14 protein-coding genes are annotated in these 16,310 nt (G+C 73.1%); 4 read left to right on the top strand and 10 right to left on the bottom strand.

Annotated elements, in window-relative coordinates; translation table 11 throughout:
* Positions 1-9: 9 nt before the first annotated feature.
* The 7 genes from C2L58_RS43390 to C2L58_RS43360 form a co-directional block, all read right to left on the bottom strand.
* Positions 10-831, bottom strand: coding sequence for an ABC transporter permease (locus tag C2L58_RS43390; protein ID WP_103343428.1), 822 nt, complete (start codon positions 829-831; stop codon positions 10-12).
* Position 832: 1 nt separating this feature from the next.
* Complete coding sequence (locus C2L58_RS43385) at positions 833-1,639, bottom strand: ABC transporter permease (RefSeq protein WP_103343427.1); 807 nt, start codon at positions 1,637-1,639, stop codon at positions 833-835.
* Positions 1,640-1,764: 125 nt separating this feature from the next.
* Positions 1,765-2,721, bottom strand: coding sequence for an ABC transporter ATP-binding protein (locus C2L58_RS43380; RefSeq protein ID WP_103343426.1), 957 nt, complete (start codon positions 2,719-2,721; stop codon positions 1,765-1,767).
* A 30-nt stretch (positions 2,722-2,751) separates the two neighbouring features.
* Positions 2,752-6,036 (bottom strand): phosphodiester glycosidase family protein, encoded by a 3,285-nt coding sequence (locus C2L58_RS43375; protein WP_199191709.1) that lies wholly within the window; start codon positions 6,034-6,036, stop codon positions 2,752-2,754.
* A 105-nt stretch (positions 6,037-6,141) separates the two neighbouring features.
* Positions 6,142-6,855 (bottom strand): maleylpyruvate isomerase family mycothiol-dependent enzyme, encoded by a 714-nt coding sequence (locus tag C2L58_RS43370; RefSeq protein ID WP_103343424.1) that lies wholly within the window; start codon positions 6,853-6,855, stop codon positions 6,142-6,144.
* A 49-nt stretch (positions 6,856-6,904) separates the two neighbouring features.
* The gene (gene ndk / locus C2L58_RS43365; protein WP_103343423.1) at positions 6,905-7,315 is read right to left on the bottom strand and encodes a nucleoside-diphosphate kinase; all 411 of its coding nucleotides are present in this window, start codon (positions 7,313-7,315) and stop codon (positions 6,905-6,907) included.
* Between the two features lie 121 nt (positions 7,316-7,436).
* On the bottom strand, positions 7,437-8,993 hold the full coding sequence (locus tag C2L58_RS43360; protein ID WP_103343422.1) for an alkaline phosphatase D family protein: 1,557 nt from the start codon (positions 8,991-8,993) through the stop codon (positions 7,437-7,439).
* Positions 8,994-9,118: 125 nt separating this feature from the next.
* Between C2L58_RS43360 and C2L58_RS43355 the strand changes: the two genes are divergently transcribed.
* Entirely contained in the window at positions 9,119-11,476 is a 2,358-nt protein-coding gene (locus C2L58_RS43355) for a penicillin acylase family protein (RefSeq protein ID WP_103343421.1), read from the top strand.
* A gap of 22 nt (positions 11,477-11,498) precedes the next feature.
* Here the strand turns inward: C2L58_RS43355 and C2L58_RS43350 are convergent, their stop codons facing one another.
* A complete protein-coding gene (locus C2L58_RS43350) occupies positions 11,499-12,068 on the bottom strand; it encodes a TetR family transcriptional regulator (protein ID WP_103343420.1) in 570 nt (189 codons plus the stop codon).
* A gap of 86 nt (positions 12,069-12,154) precedes the next feature.
* Here C2L58_RS43350 and C2L58_RS43345 point away from each other — a divergent pair, with 86 nt between their 5' ends.
* Genes C2L58_RS43345 through C2L58_RS43335 form a run of 3 tightly spaced genes read left to right on the top strand, consistent with a single transcriptional unit; the run spans position 12,155 to position 14,247 of the window.
* Complete coding sequence (locus C2L58_RS43345) at positions 12,155-13,048, top strand: SDR family oxidoreductase (protein ID WP_103343419.1); 894 nt, start codon at positions 12,155-12,157, stop codon at positions 13,046-13,048.
* Positions 13,049-13,081: 33 nt separating this feature from the next.
* Positions 13,082-13,939 carry a hypothetical protein gene (locus tag C2L58_RS43340; RefSeq protein WP_146073794.1) on the top strand — a complete coding sequence of 286 codons (858 nt, stop codon included), beginning with the start codon at positions 13,082-13,084 and terminating at the stop codon, positions 13,937-13,939.
* The gene (locus C2L58_RS43335) at positions 13,936-14,247 is read left to right on the top strand and encodes an ArsR/SmtB family transcription factor (RefSeq protein ID WP_103343417.1); all 312 of its coding nucleotides are present in this window, start codon (positions 13,936-13,938) and stop codon (positions 14,245-14,247) included. Before C2L58_RS43340 ends, C2L58_RS43335 begins: the two co-directional genes overlap by 4 nt.
* A 1-nt stretch (position 14,248) precedes the next feature.
* On the opposite strand, the gene C2L58_RS43330 is transcribed toward C2L58_RS43335, so the two are convergent.
* The gene (locus tag C2L58_RS43330) at positions 14,249-14,638 is read right to left on the bottom strand and encodes a DUF4233 domain-containing protein (RefSeq protein ID WP_103343416.1); all 390 of its coding nucleotides are present in this window, start codon (positions 14,636-14,638) and stop codon (positions 14,249-14,251) included.
* Complete coding sequence (folC, locus tag C2L58_RS43325; protein ID WP_103343415.1) at positions 14,635-16,290, bottom strand: bifunctional tetrahydrofolate synthase/dihydrofolate synthase; 1,656 nt, start codon at positions 16,288-16,290, stop codon at positions 14,635-14,637. The genes C2L58_RS43330 and folC overlap by 4 nt, the downstream gene beginning before the upstream one ends.
* Positions 16,291-16,310 lie beyond the last annotated feature (20 nt).

The raw sequence follows: 16,310 nt of genomic DNA, 5'->3' as shown, positions 1-16,310 counted from the left end.
CCCTGCGCGTCACGTCAGCAGGAGCTTCGCGATCCGGCGCGTCGACGCCCAGAGGCCCAAAGCGCCCAGGACCAGCAGGTACGCCAGGTTGATCAGCATGCCGCCCGACAGCAGGCCGGTCGCCAGGCCGCGCATCAGCTCGATCGCGTGGTAGAGCGGGAGGCAGCGGACCACCCACTGCAGCGGCTCCGAGTACACCGACAGCGGGTAGAACGTCGTCGCGAAGAGGAACATCGGGGTCAGGACCAGCTGGATGTAGTCGAACTGGGCCGTCGACCGCAGGAACGTCACCAGGGCCATCCCGATCGCCGAGAACGTCAGGCCCACCAGCAGCGCCGCCGGGACCATCAGCAGCGCCCACCACGACGTCAGCAGGCCCATCGCCGCCGCGATCGCGAGGAACGCCACCGCGTAGATGCCGCCGCGGGTCATCGCCCAGCCGATCTCGCCCAGTGCCACGTCCAGCGGGCCGATCGGGGTCGCCAGCATCGCGTCGTACAGCTTCGCGTAGCGCAGCTTGAAGAACAGGTTGTACGTCGATTCGAACACGGCGCCGTTCATCGCCGACGTCGCCAGCAGGGCCGGCGCCACGAACGCGACGTAGCTCATCGGGTGCCCGTCCGGGCCCGTCACCTCGGCGACCAGCTTGCCGAAGCCCAGCTGGAACGCCAGCAGGTAGAGGAACGGCTCGACCGCGCCGGACACGAACAGCAGCCAGCTCGCGCGGGACACCATGACCGAGCGCTCGACGAGCATGCGGGCCCGGCCGGCGTACAGCCCGGGCGGGAGGATGCGCAGCAGCAGCCCGGCGCGGGCTTCGACCGTCGTCATTTCAGACCACCAGCCTCCGGTAGAAGGCCCGGTGCGCGAGCACCCACCCGGCCGCGAACAACGCCGCCAGCACGGCGAGGTGACCGAGCATCGCCCAGCCGCCGACGCCGCCGATGCTCAGGCCGCGGGCCAGCTGCGTGCCGTGCCACAGCGGGGAGAGCCAGGCGAGCCAGCGGATCGCGGCCGGCAGCTGGGCGATCGGGAAGAACGTGCCGGAGAACAACGTCATCGGCATCACGACGAACCGGAAGATCAGCCCGAACCGCTGGCCCTCGTCGAAGGTCCGCGCGGCCAGCGCCGCCATCGGCGTGGTGCAGGCGAGCCCGGTGGCGGTGCCGGCCAGGATCACCAGCAGCACGCCCGGCCCGGTCCAGGCGCCGAAGAACAGCGCGACGAACGCGTAGATCGCGCCCGCCAGCGTCAGGCGCAGGGCCGACCAGATCAGGTGCCCGCCGAACACCTGGCCCGGCGACACCGGCGTGGCCGTGACCGCCAGGTACTCCTTCTGCCACTTGAACCCGGAGAGCACGGGGTAGCTCGACTCGCCGAACGCCTGCTGCGCGGCCCCGGCGGCCAGCAGCGCGGGGGCGATGTACTGCAGGTAGGACAGGCCGCCGGTGACCGTGCCGGGCCGCACCTGCGAGCCGAAGCCGAGCCCCATCGCGGCGAGGAACAGCACCGGTTGCAGCCCGGTCGAGTACAAAGTGGACAGCCAGTGGCGGCGGTACCAGGTCCAGCGGCCCTCGACCAGCAGCCAGGCGCCCTGCCACTTGCCGACCACGCGGCCGGTCGATGCGACGGTGGTCATGCCCGCCTCCCCGCGCACGGCCGAAACCGCGCCGGGCGGGGTGCGGGGGCCGCGCCCCCGCGGAGCACGTGGGCGAGGGTCATCGGCGAGCGCCTTCCGCGAGCATGATTCGTCCCCATCCCGAGTCAGTCCACCAGGGTCCGGCCCGTGAGCCGGAGGAAGACGTCCTCCAGCGAACTGCGGCGCACCAGGCTCGACAGCGGCCGCACCCCGCGGGAATGCGCGTGCTCCAGCGCGTCCTCGCCGTCGTCGCTGTAGAGCAGGACCCGGTCCGGCAGGATCTCCACCCGCTCCGCCAGCCCGTCGACCTGCTGGGCCGCCGCGACCTGCTCCCCCGGCGCGAACCGGAGCTCGACGACCTCGCGCGTGGAGTACCGCCGGATCAGCTCGGCCGGCGAGCCCTCCGCCGCGACGCGGCCGTGGTCCATCACCACCAGCCTGTCGCACAGCTGCTCGGCTTCGTCCATGTAGTGCGTCGTGACGATCAGCGTCGTGCCCTGGGCCTTGAGCCGGAACAGCCGATCCCACAGCAGGTGCCTCGCCTGCGGGTCGAGGCCCGTCGTCGGCTCGTCGAGCAGCAGCAGCTCCGGGTCGTTGACCAGCGAGCGCGCGATCGTCAGCCGCCGCTTCATGCCGCCCGACAGCGGGTCGACCTTGTCGCCGGCGCGGTCACCGAGCTGGGCGAACTCCAGCAGCTCGTCGGCCTTGCTCCGCGCCGCCGCCCGCGAAAGGCCGAAGTAGCGGCCGTAGATCAGCAGGTTCTCCCGGACCGTCAGTTCGACGTCCAGGTTGTCCTGCTGCGGCACCACGCCGAGGCGCGCGCGGATCCGCGGCCCGGCCACCTCCGGATCCAGCCCCAGCACGCGGAGATCGCCGTCGGTGCGGGGCGACACGCACGCGATCATCCGCATGGTCGACGACTTGCCGGCGCCGTTCGGGCCGAGGAAGCCGAACGCCTCCCCGCGCCGCACCTCGACGTCGATCCCGCGCACGGCTTCGAACTCGCCGAAGCGCTTCACCAGTGCCTTGGCCTGCACCAGTGCCGGTTCCCGGTCCTCCGATTCGTCCACACCCCGCACCATAGGACCCGCCACCGACAAAAACCGAGCGGATTAGCCGCGGACGGTCACGACCAGCGTCGCCGTCACCCCGTTGACCGTCACCGACAGCCGCGCGACCCCCGGCCGCAACGCCGTCAGCACCCCGGACGCGGGATCGAACGCGACGACGCCCCACGACACCGCCCAGCCGGCGCTCACCGGGTACGACACCGGCACGTCCCGCGTGCCCTGCCGGAGGGAAGCACGGACGACCGCGCGTTCGCCGCGGGCCAGCGAAGACGGCCCCGGCAGCGAAAGCGAGTCCACGTTCGGCCGCGTCTCGAACCGCACCGGCTGCGCCCGGTCGGCCGGGTCCACGCGCAGCAGCGTCCAGCCGACGAACCCGCCGTCGCCGGGTGCGGCCGCGGGCGCCTTGCCCGAGTTGCCGTTGACCAGGTACGGCACCCCGTCGACGCGCGACAGGGAGAACACGCCGGCGTGCGACGCCACGGCGGCGGCCGGTTTGCCCGACGCCTGCTCGAACCCGGTCAGCCACTGGGTCAGCAGCGTCGCTTCCTTCCGGTCGCCGAGCTGGGAGTTCCCGGTCGGGCTCGGGTCCTTGACCGGGTGGTGCATGGCGACGACGACCCCGCGCACGGACCGATCGGCCGCCGCCGAGTCGAGCGCGTTGCGCAGCAGCCGGACCTGGTCGAACCCGCCCGCCCGCAGCGAGCCGCGGGAGGAGTCCAGCAGCACCAGCCGGATGCCGTGGACGTCGACGACCCGGTGCGTGACCCCGAACGCGGCCTGGAAGTTCGCGAGGCCGTTGCCGGCTTCGGCCTCGTGGTTGCCCGGCACGTAGTACCAGGGCACCAGCTCGCCGAGCTCGTCGGTGATCACCTGCCGGGCCAGCGCGAAGTCGGGCGCCGTGCCGCGGTCGACGAAGTCGCCGTTGATCAGCACCAGATCCGGTTTCGCCGCGACGGCTTCGCGCAGCGCCCGCCGGGCCTGGGCGACCAGCGGCCCCGCCGGGTCGTCCGCGGTGAACTGGGCGTCGCTGACCACCGCGACCCGCAGCCCGCCGGTCAGGACGCCGTCGGTGACCAGCGCCGGGTCGTGCGGGGCCGGGTCGGCGGGCACGGCGGTCGTCGGCGCCACCTCGAACGTCAGGTCGTCGAACCCGAGCCGGCCCTCGTACTGCTGGTCGGGCACGTTCTCGACGGCGTAGAAGCGCGCGAGGCGCTGTCCCGCGGCCAGCCCGGCCGGGATCGCGGCCGTGACGTACCGCCAGCCCGTCCAGTCCACGCTCAGCGAAAGGTCCACAATGGACGCCACGTTCGCCGCGTCGCGCAGTTCCGCCTGCAGCCAGGCGCCCTTGCCGTCGCCGTTCACCCACAGGCCGATCTTCTGCGTGCCGTCGGGAACCGGAAGCGGCGAAGACGGCGTCACGTAGGCCGCGCGCGTCGCGGTCGTGCCGGTCAGCCGGTAGTCCAGCGCCAGTCCGGCGCCGCCGTCGTGGCCGGGTGCCGCGGAGAGCGCCGCGCCGACGACCGCCGGGAACACGGTGGCTGCCCAGCCGGCCGGACCGTCCAACGGCGACGCCACCTGCGCCACGGTGCCGACCGACGCGGCCAGGTGCGTGGTCAGGCCGGCCGCCGAAGCGCCGGAGGAGGTCAGCGCGGTCACCGCGTAGCCGTCACCGGACGGCTCGACCCGCACGACCGAGTGGTCGTAGCCGAGCTTGACGTCGTCGGGCTCGAGCCAGGTGCCGTAGCCGTCGGCGTCGTAGCCGTAGACCTTGAACGTGCTTCGCGCGCCCGCGGCCGACAGCGCGACCTGCTCGGTGCTCGTGCCGAGCCGGACCGGCTTGCCCAGCACCGAAAGCGCCACCTTCCCGGCCGCCCGGCCGGAGCGCGCGACGACGTCGACGGCACCCGCGCCGTGCCCGGTGACGACCCCGCGCGTCACGGTGGCCCGCCGGAGGTCCGACGTGCTCCAGCGCGGGTCGGCGGCCACCGCGGCGCCGGTTTCGTCGTGGCCGTCGGCGACCAGGTGCCGGGTGAGGCCGGACAGCACGCGGTTCGCGTCGGTCGTCGCGACGGCCGGCGCCGGCGCGAAGCCGGCGAGCTTGCCGCTGCCGGGCACGGTCGTGAAGCCGATCCCGTTGGGCACCAGGCGTTCCCCGCCGTCGGACGGCGCGTTCCGGACGCTCGGCGCGGCTTCGCCCTCGTTGCGCGCGAGCAGCGTCGACGACCCGCCGCCGTCGAGGTTGATCGCGTCGTCGGCGCCGAGGCTCTTCATGTGCCGCGCCAGTTCGAGCTCGGTCATCCCGCGGCTGTCGGCCTGCCGCCCGTCCACGGTGGCCAGCCACAGCTTCCGGCCGTCGGCGGAGAAGCCGACCGCCGTCCGCGGGTGCATGGCGACGTCGTCGACCGGCTGCACGACGCCGTCGCGGAGCAGGACTTCGTTGCCGCCCACCGCGACCGCGATCTTCCCGGCGTCCGAGCGCGGCGCGTAGGTGACGCCGACCGCGTCACCCGGCCGCAGCGCGGCGAGCGCGTCCGCCCCGGCTTCGCGGGCCAGCAGCACGGTCGTCCCCGCCGCGATCGGGCCGTCGGCGGGCGCGGTGCGCACCTGCGTGACGACGCCGTCTCGCACCTCGATCTCCCGCACCCGCGCGGCGCCCGCGACCGACGTCCGACGGCCCGAAGCGCCCCACAACGGCGTGTAGACGCCGATCGCGTCCGCACCGAGGACCGGGCTGTTGAAGTTGGTCGCCGGCACCGTGCCCCCGGGCAGCGTCACGGTGGCTTCGAGGAAGATCGACGCGAGCTGCGCCTTGCCCGCGTCGGTGATCGACGCGGTCAGGTTGTGCCCGGCGGCGGGCGCGGTCTGCAGCCGCCCGCGGTCGATGCCGACGCCGATCGGGGCGCCGGTGGCGTTGATGTCGAAGAAGTCGCCGTTGACGCCGGCCACCGCGCCCGCCCGCGCGACCTGCTGCGACAGCGGCGTCCGCGCGGAAACCGTCCCGGGGCTCAGGTACGTCGGCTTGAGCACCTTGCTGCCCAGGTCGACGGCCAGGGTGTCGCCGCGGATCCAGCCGGCCGGGTCGAACCGGTCGAACTGGGTGAGGTTCAGGCCGGGCGCGACCTCGGTGGTCGCGCTGCCGGTGACGAGCCCGTCGTCGGGATTCGCGGCGGCGAAGGCGGCCGGGCCCTGGTGGTCCGACGACGCGGCGGGCGCGGCCTCGACCGGCGGCGTGCCGAGCGGTGCGGCGAGGGGGTCGGCGTGGGCCGGAACGACGAACGCCGTCGCGAACAAGGCGACGAGCGGCAACGCTGCGCGTGACTTCTTCACCAGGTACCCCAGTATCGAGTGAGAGTGAGCCGGACCAGCACAGCGCAGCGGCACGGCCGGGGGAAGACTTCCCGGTGAACGCCGCCTGAATGGTCTAGAACACCCTTACGGGGTCAGCGGCGCGGCGAGGAGCGCTTCCGCGGCCTCGCCGGTGGCACGCGGGTCCGGCCCGGAGCGCTTCCACAAGCGCAGCAGCAGATCGCGCGCCGGCCCTTCCACGCTCGCGCCGCCGGAAGCGGCGGGGCCCAGGGCGGGTGGCTCGCCGGGGTGCACGGTCCAGACATCGCCGGTGTCGGTGGCGCGCAGGGTGACGGGCCCGGGCAGCTGGGGAACGGCGTGCCAGCGCGTCACGCGCGGCAGCATCGCGCCGAGGACCTCGTCGACGCCGTCCGCGGCCACGGCGGGGTCGAGCGCGTGGTCGCTCCCCGCGTCGGCGAGGTGGACGGCGGTTTCGTGGACCTGGCGGCGGAACCAGAACGCCGTGGTCTTCTCGGTGCCGCCGAAGTGCCAGCACCGGTCTTCAGGGCCGGCCGCGGCCAGCGCGTCCAGCAGGATTCCGGCGCTCTCGGCGTACCAGGACACCAGCTCGGCGCCCGGCGCCCGCTCGAAGTCCTGGGGGTGGGATTGCCCGGTGGTGACGACGGTGGCGGCCCATCGGTGCACGTTCCCGAGGTGGGTGCCGAGGTCGGCCAGCGTCCAGCCCACGCAGTCCGGCACCTTCGCCGCCGGGTCGCCGGTGCGCAGCCGCTCGGCGAAGGCGCTGGTCAGCTCGCGCAGCACGGGCAGGTACGCGCGGGCGGGGAACGGCATCGTCGTCATGGGGTCTCCCGGGAAACCGGGGCCGCGCGGTGCGCGGCCCCGGTGCCGATCACAGGTCGGGGAACCAGAGCTTCAGCTCACGCTCGGCCGACTCCGGCGAGTCCGAGCCGTGGACCAGGTTGTACTGGGTCTCCAGCGCGAAGTCGCCGCGGATGGTGCCCGGGGTGGCCTTCTCGACCGGGTCGGTGCCGCCGGCCAGCTGGCGGAACGCGGCGATGGCGCGCGGGCCCTCGACGGCGAGCGCGACCAGCGGGCCCGAGGTGATGAACTCGAGCAGGTCGCCGAAGAACAAACGCTCCTTGTGCTCGGCGTAGTGCTCCTCGGCCAGCGCCTGCGGGACGGTCCGCAGCTCGACCGCGGCGAGCTTGAGGCCCTTGCGCTCGATCCGCGAGATCACTTCGCCGACGAGGCCGCGCGCGACGCCATCGGGCTTGACCAGGACCAGCGTGCGTTCAGTCACGACGGTATTTCTCCTTAATGCTTTTTTGGGGGTCCGGGTGGCGGAGCCCCGGCTCGGGGCGAAGCCCCGGATGCCATTGGTACGGGTGCGTATCGGTGCGCGTGAGCGTAGCCGACCCTGCTCAGCGCCCTGCCGGGTGCAGTGTCTTCGACCACAGCGATGCCCCGGTGGCGTCGCGGAGATCGACCGTGAGGTCGCCGCTCGCGCCGTCGACGTTCAGCTCGCCGAAGTGCTGGAAGCCGTCGATCGGGGCCGTGTTCGCCGCGGGCGGGGCGTGCACGAACACCGCTTCGGGGCCGAACGTCGGGTCGAGCTTGTTCGGCCCGAACGCGCCCGCGTTCAGCGGCCCGGACACGAACTCCCAGAACGGGTCGAAGTCCTGGAAGGCGGCCCGGTCGGGTGAATAGTGGTGCGCCGCGGTGTAGTGGACGTCGGCGGTCAGCCAGACGACGTTGCGGACGCGGCGGCGCTGGATTTCCCGCAGCACCCAGGCCAGTTCCGTCTCCCGCCCGCCCGGCGCGCCCGGCAGGTTGTTCGCCACGGCCTCGATGTCGGTGCCGTCCGGGACGACCAGGCCCAGCGGCATGTCGGCCTGGACGATCTTCCAGGTGGCCGTGCTGCGGCCGAGCGCGTCGGCCAGCCAGCGGGCCTGCGCGTCACCGAGGATGTACCCCGGCTTGGTCTGGTCCGCCGTGTTGGCGTTGCGGTAGGTCCGCATGTCCAGCACGAAGATTTCGACGCGGGAGCCGTAGCTGAAGCTGCGGTAGACGCGGCCGTCGACGGCCCGGCGCGAGTCGATCGGGTGCCACTCGTGGAACGCCTGGTACGCCCGCGGCGCGAGGACGTCGACGCGCTTCTCGGTGTAGGCCGGGTTGTCGAGGATCTTGCCCGGGTACCAGTTGTTCAAGACCTCGTGGTCATCCCACTGCACGTAGGCGGGCACCTGCGCGGCGAAGCGCCTGAAGTTGTCGTCGAGCCGGTTGTACGCGTGCTGGCCGCGGAATTCGTCGAGGGTCTCGGCGACCTTCGCCTTCTCGGGCGTGACGACGTTGCGCCAGGTCCGGCCGCCGGGGAGGGTGACGGTCTCGGTGAGCGGGCCGTCCGAATACACCGTGTCGCCGCTGTGCAGGAACAGGTCCGGGCAGCGGGCGGCCATCGCGGAGAAGATCGTCATCCCGCCCAGGCCCGGGTTGATCCCCCAGTTCTGGCCGACGACGTCGCCCGACCACAGGATCCGCGCGTCGCGGCGGCCCACCGGTGCGGTGGCGAACCGGCCGGTCAGCGGCTCGCTCGTGGCGCGCCCGTCCAGGGCTTCGGCGGTGACGCGGTAGTGGTACTCGGTGCCGGGTGCCAGCGCCGCGACGCGCACGCGGCCGGTGCCGCCGCTGTCCGGACCCACCAGCGGGCCGGGCACGCGCCGGGCGTGCCGGAACGACGGGTCCCGCGCGATTTCGACGACCAGGCGGGCCGGCCGGTCCGCGCGCGACCAGACGATGGCCGAGCCCGGCGTGACGTCGCCGGACTGGACGCCGTGGGTGAGCAGCGGCCGGCCGGCGCGGACGAGCGGGGCCGCGGCGAAGGCCGTGGACGGCACGACGAGGCCGGCGGCGACCGCGGAGGCGCCGGTCAGCCCGGCTTTGAGGAGCGTGCGGCGGGAGTGGTGGGTCGGTTCGGTCATGCGCGGTTTCTATCCCGCCGCGGCCAACACCGGCTTGCGTGCGGATGAACGAACACTGGGGTTTTCCCCCATACCCGGCGGCGATCGCCGTCGGTAGCTTGGTGATCACGACAAGGGGGTACGAAATGACGCACATCCGGAAGGCGCTGGCCATTTTGGCTGCAGCGCTCTCGGTCACCACACTCAGTACCGGCGTCGCGACGGCAGGGGAAGACAGCGCGAAGGCCGTCCTGCGCTACACCGAACACGGCATCCCGCACATCGTCGCGAAGGACTTCGCCGGCCTCGGCTACGGGTACGGCTACGCGGCGGCGACCGACAACGTCTGCGAGCTCGCGAAGATCTACGTCACGGTGAGCGCGCAGCGGTCGCGGTACTTCGGCCCGGACGGCGAGGGCTACCGGTCGCTGTCGGAGGCGAAGACCAACCTGCACAGCGACCTGTTCTTCCAGCAGCTCAACGACTCCGGCGTGGTCGACCGGCTGGTCGCGCAACCCGCGCCGCAGGGGCCGCGGCCCGAGGTCCGGCAGATCGTTTCGGGCTACGTCAAGGGGTTCAACGCCTTCCTGGCCCGCACCGGCCGGTCCGGGATCACCGATCCGGCCTGCCGCGGCGCCGACTGGGTCCGGCCGATCAGCGAGCAGGACTTCTACCGGCACTTCTACTCGATCGCCGTCACCGGCGGCCTGGGCTTCGTCACCGAAGGGCTGTTCGCGACGCCGCCGTCCGGCACGGCGACCGCGAACCCGGGCACGGCCGCGCAGCTGTCGGCGAGCCTGCGTGACGGGCTCGGGAAGGGCGGGCTCGGCAGCAACGGCATCGCCATCGGCAGCGACGGGACCGCGGCGGGCCGGGGCAGCGTGCTGCTCGGCAACCCGCACTACCCGTGGCACGACGGGCGGCGGTTCTGGCAGAGCCAGCTGACCATCCCGGGCCGGGTGGACGTGGCCGGGGCGAGCCTGCTCGGCATGCCGTTCGTGATGATCGGGCACACCGCCGACGCGGCCTGGACGCACACGGTGTCCACACCGGTCACGTTCGGCCTGTTCGAGGTGCCGCTGGCGGCCGGTGACCCGACGACGTACGTGGTCGACGGCAAGCCCGAGAAGATGACCTCCCGCGAGGTCACGGTCCAGGTGCGCCAGGCCGATGGTTCGCTGAAGCCGGTCCGCCAGACCTTCTGGGCGACGCGGTACGGGCCGGTGCTGAACGACGTCGGCGGGTTCCCGGTGCCGTGGACCGCGAAGTCGGCGTACGCCTTGCGGGACGCCAATGCGACCAACCTGCGCGGGTTGAACACGTGGTTCGAACTCGACCAGGCGCGCAGCACGGCCGACGTCGTCCGGGCGCTCAGCAGCACGCAGGGCGTACCGTGGGTCAACACGATCGCCACCGACCGGGCGGGCAACGCGCTCTACGCCGACATCCAGGTCGTCCCGCACGTCACCGACGCACTGGCCGAGGCGTGCAGCACGCCCTTGGGGCGCCAGACGTTCCCGGGCGATCAACTGGCCATTTTGGACGGTGGGAAGACCTCCTGCCAGTGGGGTTCCGACCCCGGAGCGCTGGAACCGGGAATCTTCGCGCCGGCACGGCTGCCGCAGCAGCAGCGCCGTGACTACGAACTGAACACGAACGACAGCGCCTGGCTGGCGAACGCGAAGGCGCCGATCACGGGGTACCCGCACATCGTCGGAGACCAGGCGACCGAGCGCAACCCACGGACCCGGGAAGCGTTGCTCACGGCCGAAAAGGGCGGGTTCAGCACGGAGTCGATGAAAAAGGTGCTCTTCACCGACCACAGCCTGCTGGCCGATCTGGGGGCGGCGGACCTGGCCAAGCTGTGCGCGTCCTTCCCGGAAGGGCAGGCGCCGTCGTCGTCCGGCCCGGTGCCGGTCGGCCCGGCGTGCACCGCGCTGGCGAACTGGGACCACACGTATTCGCTCGACAGCCGGGGTTCGCTGCTGTTCCAGCGGTTCGCCGCGCGGCTCGGCGGGCTTCCCCGGTTCACCGTGCCGTTCGATCCGCAGGCACCGCTGACCACGCCGAACACCCTGAACGTCGGGGACCCGGGCATCCAGCGGGCGTTCGGGGATGCGCTCGTGGAACTGCGCGCGGCGGGGCTCGCGCCGGACGCGCGGTTGCGGGACGGCCAGTCCGTCACCCGCAACGGCGAGCGCATCCCGATCCACGGCGCCCAGGGCCAGCTCGGCGTGCTCAACGTGATGACGCCGGTGTGGGAGCCGGCGCGCGGCAACACCGAGGTCGCGCACGGGTCCAGCTTCATCCAGGTCGTCGGGTTCGGCGGGCGCGGGTGCCCGGACTCCTCGACGTTGCTGACGTACTCGCAGTCGGCCAATCCGGCGTCGCCGTACTTCAGCGACCAGACGAAGCTCTACAGCCGGGGCGAGTGGGTGAAGGGCCGGTTCTGCGAAGCCGACATCCTGCGCTCCCCCGCGCTGCGGGTCGTGGTGCTGCGCTGACGGCCTCGGCGGAGGCGGGCGCTCAGCCGCTCGTCTCCGCCGACAGCGCGCGCAGATCGGCGAAGGCCTCGTCGAGGTGCTCGTCCAAGCTGCGCGCGGATTCCCGGATCCAGGCCCCGGCCGCGTGGTGGAAGGTGACCCAGCCGACGTGGGCGGCCAGCGCGGCGAGCCGGTCGCCGACCCCCCGCTCGCGCAGCGCCGCCGCCAGGGCATCGGCCATCGCCGCCGCCTTGGCCAGATCGCGCTCCCGCAGCGCCGGGGTGGCGGCGATGACCGCCAGCCGCGGTTCGGCGAACGGCCGGTTCTCCGCCAGGATCCGGCCCGCCTTCCGGAAGGCGCGGAGCAGGACTTCGAACGGCGGCAGGCCCTCGGGCGCGTCGGCCACCGAGCGGGTCAGCTCCGCGCGCAGGGCGGCTTCGCCGTCGAACAGCACTTCGCGCTTGTCCGGGAAGTGGCGGAAGAACGTGCGCTCGGTGACGCCGGCCCTGGCGGCGATCCCGGCCGTGGTGGTCCCGTCGAAACCCCGCTCTCCGTACAGCTCCAAGGCCGCCTGCTGGAGGCGGCGGCGCGCTTCTTCTCCGCTGCGTGGCACACCCTCAGCCTACCGGTAGCGCCAGTGACTGACACTACGAGGTACAGTCGGTAGCGTCAGTCACTGTCGCTACCAGGAGAGTCCCCATGCACGTCTTCGTCACCGGCGGTTCCGGCCTGACCGGCCCCGCCGTCGTCGCCGAGCTGATCGCGGCCGGCCACACCGTCACCGGCCTCGCACGTTCGGACGCCGCCGCCGCCCGGCTGGAGTCGCTGGGCGCCACCCCGCACCCCGGCTCGCTCGACGATCTCGACAGCCTGCGTGCGGGCGCCGAAGCCGCCGACGGTGTCCTGCACATGGCTTTCGGCGGCGACTTCGGCGATCCCGGCGACATGATGCGCCGCGACCGGACGGCGATCGAGACGCTGGGCCGGGTCCTCGCGCACTCCGGCAAGCCGTTCGTGAGCACGTCCGGCACGCTGGTCATGCCCGCCGGCCGGGAAAGCACCGAGCGGGACGAGCCCGACACGGCCGGGCTCGCCGCGTTCCGGATCGCCGGCGAGCGAGCCTGCCTGGACTTCGCCGGGCAGGGCGTGCGGGCGAGCGTCGTCCGGCTCGCGCCCAGCGTCCACGGCCCCGGGGACTACGGCTTCCTCGGGATGCTCGTCGGCACCGCCCGCAAGACCGGGAAGTCCGCTTACGTCGGCGACGGCGCCAACCGGTGGCCCGCGGTGCACCGGCTCGACTCGGCGGCCCTGTTCCGGCTGGCCCTGGAAGCGGCTCCGGCCGGCAGCGTGCTGCACGGAGCCGCGGAAAACGTCCCGTTCCGGAGCATCGCCGAGACGATCGGGCGCGGCCTGGACCTGCCCGTGGTTTCCCTGACTCCGGACGAGGCAGCCGGCCACTACGCGAGCCCGTTCATGGCCACGGTCTACGGCTTCGACGCGCCCGTCTCCAGCGCCTTCACGCGGGAGCTGCTCGGCTGGTCGCCCACCGGGCCCGACCTGCTCGACGACATCCAGCACGGCGACTACCTCTAGCACTACATCCGGATATGCGGATATGGTGCGGGCGTGCGTGTTCTGGTGGTGGGACAGGGCCCGGTGGCCCGGGTACTGGCGACGTCGGCGGCCGAGGGGCACCGGGTCGGGTTCGCGGTGCGCGAGCGGACGGCGGAATCCCGGCTCGTCGGGACCCGCCGGCTGCGTAGCGCCCGTCCGGTCGCGCGGCGGAGAGTCGACCTGGTGCCGGCCGGCGAGCCGGCACCGGGCTGGGATGTGGTGATCAGCACGGCCTCGCCCGCCTCGCCCGGCGTCGCCGAGCTGCTCGGGCCGGCGGCGATCGTCGCGGCGGTCACGCAGGTGCCGTCGGAAGTGGAACTGCTTCGCGAACTGGCGGGCGACCGGCCGTGGGCCCTGGTCGTTCCCGAGTTCTTCGCCGCCGGTGCGAATCCGACGTGGTGGTGGCCGCCGGCGCGGGCCCGGTTCACGATCGCCGGTCCCGCGTCGGCGTCACTGCGGTCGGTGTTCGCCCGCCCGCGGTGGTCGCGGACGGCCTCGCTCGCGGCTCCGCTGGTGTCCGCGGCGACGATGATGCCCGTCGTGGCCGGGTTGCACGCCACGGGCTTCGACCTCGCGGCCGCCCGCCGCTCGTCCCGGCAGCTCGCCGCCGCCGCGACCCAGGCGCGGCACGCGGTCGCGGCCGGCTTCGGCGGCCCGAGCCCGCGCCCGGTCCGCCCGCAGGCCGTGGGTGCGGCACTGGCGGTGCTGCCCCGGCTGGCGCCGTTCGACGTGCCGCACTACCTCCGCGACCACTTCGGCGGGCACGGCCCGCAGACGGCAAGGATGCTGCGGGACTGGGTGGACCTCGGCCGGCGCCACGGCCTCCCGACCGGTGAGCTCGAAGAGCTGCTGGCGGGGGTGAGCGCATGATCCAGGGCGCACTCACCACGGCCCTGCCCGTGCTGCGGGCGCTCGGCGAAGCGACCCGGGTCCGGATAGTCGGAGTCTTCATCGACCGCGGCGGATCAGCCACGGTCGGCGAGGTACAGGCGGCGCTCGGGCTGCCGCAGTCCACGGTGTCCCGGCACCTGCGCATCCTGCTCGACGCCCGCCTGCTGGCCGTCAGCCGGGCGGGCCCGCACCGGATCTACCGCCTCGACGTACCCACCGACGCCCTCGACGCCCTCGACGCGCTCACCACCGAGGTGCGGGCCTGCCAGGCGGCGCCGCACGAGTGAGTCACGGCTGGGGCTGCTGACTCGCCAACGTCCCGGCCGCCATCCGGCGGGCCACGTCCCGGCGCAGCCACAGCAGCCACAGCCACACCGCCAGGAAGAGCACGCCCAGCACCGCGATCGCCGGCAGCCAGAACGCCAGCGCGATCAGCACCACCTGCAGCGCCAGGATCAGCGGCACCGCCCACGGGCGCTTGACGAACCCGCACGTCACGATCAGGGCCACGGCCACGGCGATGACCGTCCAGCCGGTGCCCGTCGAGATCCCGCCGCCGAGTTTGTTCACCACCGGCAGCGCCAGGGCGACCGTGATCGCCTCCATGATCAGCGTTCCGGACATCACGCCGCGGAAGCCCTTCATCGGGTCCTTCGGCTTGGGAGTTTCCGACGTCACGCCGGCTCCTTCCCGAACAGCGTGCGCGCCTCGCCCGCCGTGACCACCGAGCCGGTGACCAGCACGCCGCCGCCCGCCAGGGGCTCCTCGGGGTCGTCGTTGGTCTCCACCAGCGCGATCGCCGTCTCGACCGCCGTCTCCAGGTCCGTCTCGGCGACGACGCGGTCTTCGCCGAACACCGAGATCGCCAGCTCGTTCAGCTCCTCCAGCGGCATCGAGCGGGGCGAGGAGTTGCGCGTCACGACGATGTCCGACACCACCGGCTCCAGCGCGTCGAGGATGCCGTGGGCGTCCTTTTCGGCCATCACGCCGACCACCGCGACCAAGCGGCGGAAGGCGAACTCCTCGGACACCGTCGTCGCCAGCGCCCGGGCGCCGTGCGGGTTGTGGGCCGCGTCGAGCAGGACCGTCGGGGCCGACCGGACGCGCTCGAGCCGTCCCGGGGTCTCGACCTCGGCGAACGCTTCGCGCACCGCCTCGACGACCAGCTGCCTGTCTTTGCCCGCGCCGAAGAACGCCTCGACCGCGGCCAGCGCCAGAGCGGCGTTCGCGGCCTGGTGGGCGCCGTGCAGCGGGAGGAAGATCTCGTCGTACACGCCGCCGAGGCCCTGCAGCTTCAGCAGCTGCCCGCCGACGGCGATCTCCTTCTCCAGCACGCCGAACTCGCTGCCCGCGCGGGCGACCGCGGCGTCGACCTCGACCGCGCGCTCCAGCAGCACCTTCAGCACCTCGGGGTCCTGCTCGCCGATCACCGCGACCGAGCCGGGCTTGATGATGCCCGCCTTTTCGCGCGCCGCGCCGAGGATGTCCGGGCCGAGGTACTCGACGTGGTCGAGACCGATCGGGGTGATGACGGCGACGTCGGCGTCCGCGACGTTCGTCGCGTCCCAGGCGCCGCCCAGGCCCGCTTCGAGCACCGCGGCCTCCACCGGGGCGTCCGCGAACGCGGCGAACGCCATTCCGGTGAGGATCTCGAACTTGCTCATCGCGACGCCGTCCGCGGCGGCACCGTCCACCATGGACACGTACGGCGCGATGTCGTTCCACAGCTCGGCGTAGCGCGCGGCGGAGATCGGCCGGCCGTCGAGCGCGATCCGCTCGGTGACCAGCTGCAGGTGCGGGCTGGTGTAGCGGCCGACGCGCAGGCCCATCCGGGTCAGCAGGGCGTCGATCATCCGGGCCGTGGAGCCCTTGCCGTTCGTGCCGGCCACGTGCAGCACCGGGTAGCCGCGGTTCGGCTCGCCCAGCAGCTGCGTCAGCGCCGAGATCCGGGTGAGCGACGGCTCGATCTTCGTCTCCGGCCAGCGCTGGTTCAGCTCGGCCTCGACGGCCATCAGCTCGCGCCGCGCCTCGGGGCCGTCCGGGTGGCCGTACACCTCGGGTTCACCCTGGTCGTCCAGCTCGTGCAGCTCGGCGTCCTCGGGCACGCTGAGGTCGGGCACCGGGCCGGTGGCGAGGTTGTCCCCGAGCTGGCCGACCCCGCCGATCCCGCCGCGCGAGCCGCCGCCGGCGTCGTACGCGGTGTCGCGGACGTCCAGTTCCGGGTCGTCGTCGTCGGACTCCTCGTACCCCGACGTCCCCAGTTCGTCGACGCCCGCGAAGCTGTCCAGATCCGACAGGTCCGGCTTGCGACCTGTCTCATCCTGCGGCACTGAATCTCCTCCGGCGTGGG

Source organism: Amycolatopsis sp. CA-126428 (genome assembly GCF_002904335.1).
GTDB lineage: Bacteria > Actinomycetota > Actinomycetes > Mycobacteriales > Pseudonocardiaceae > Amycolatopsis.
The sequence above is the reverse complement of the archived record's forward strand: the minus strand, read 5'-3'. Positions and strand labels throughout refer to the sequence as shown.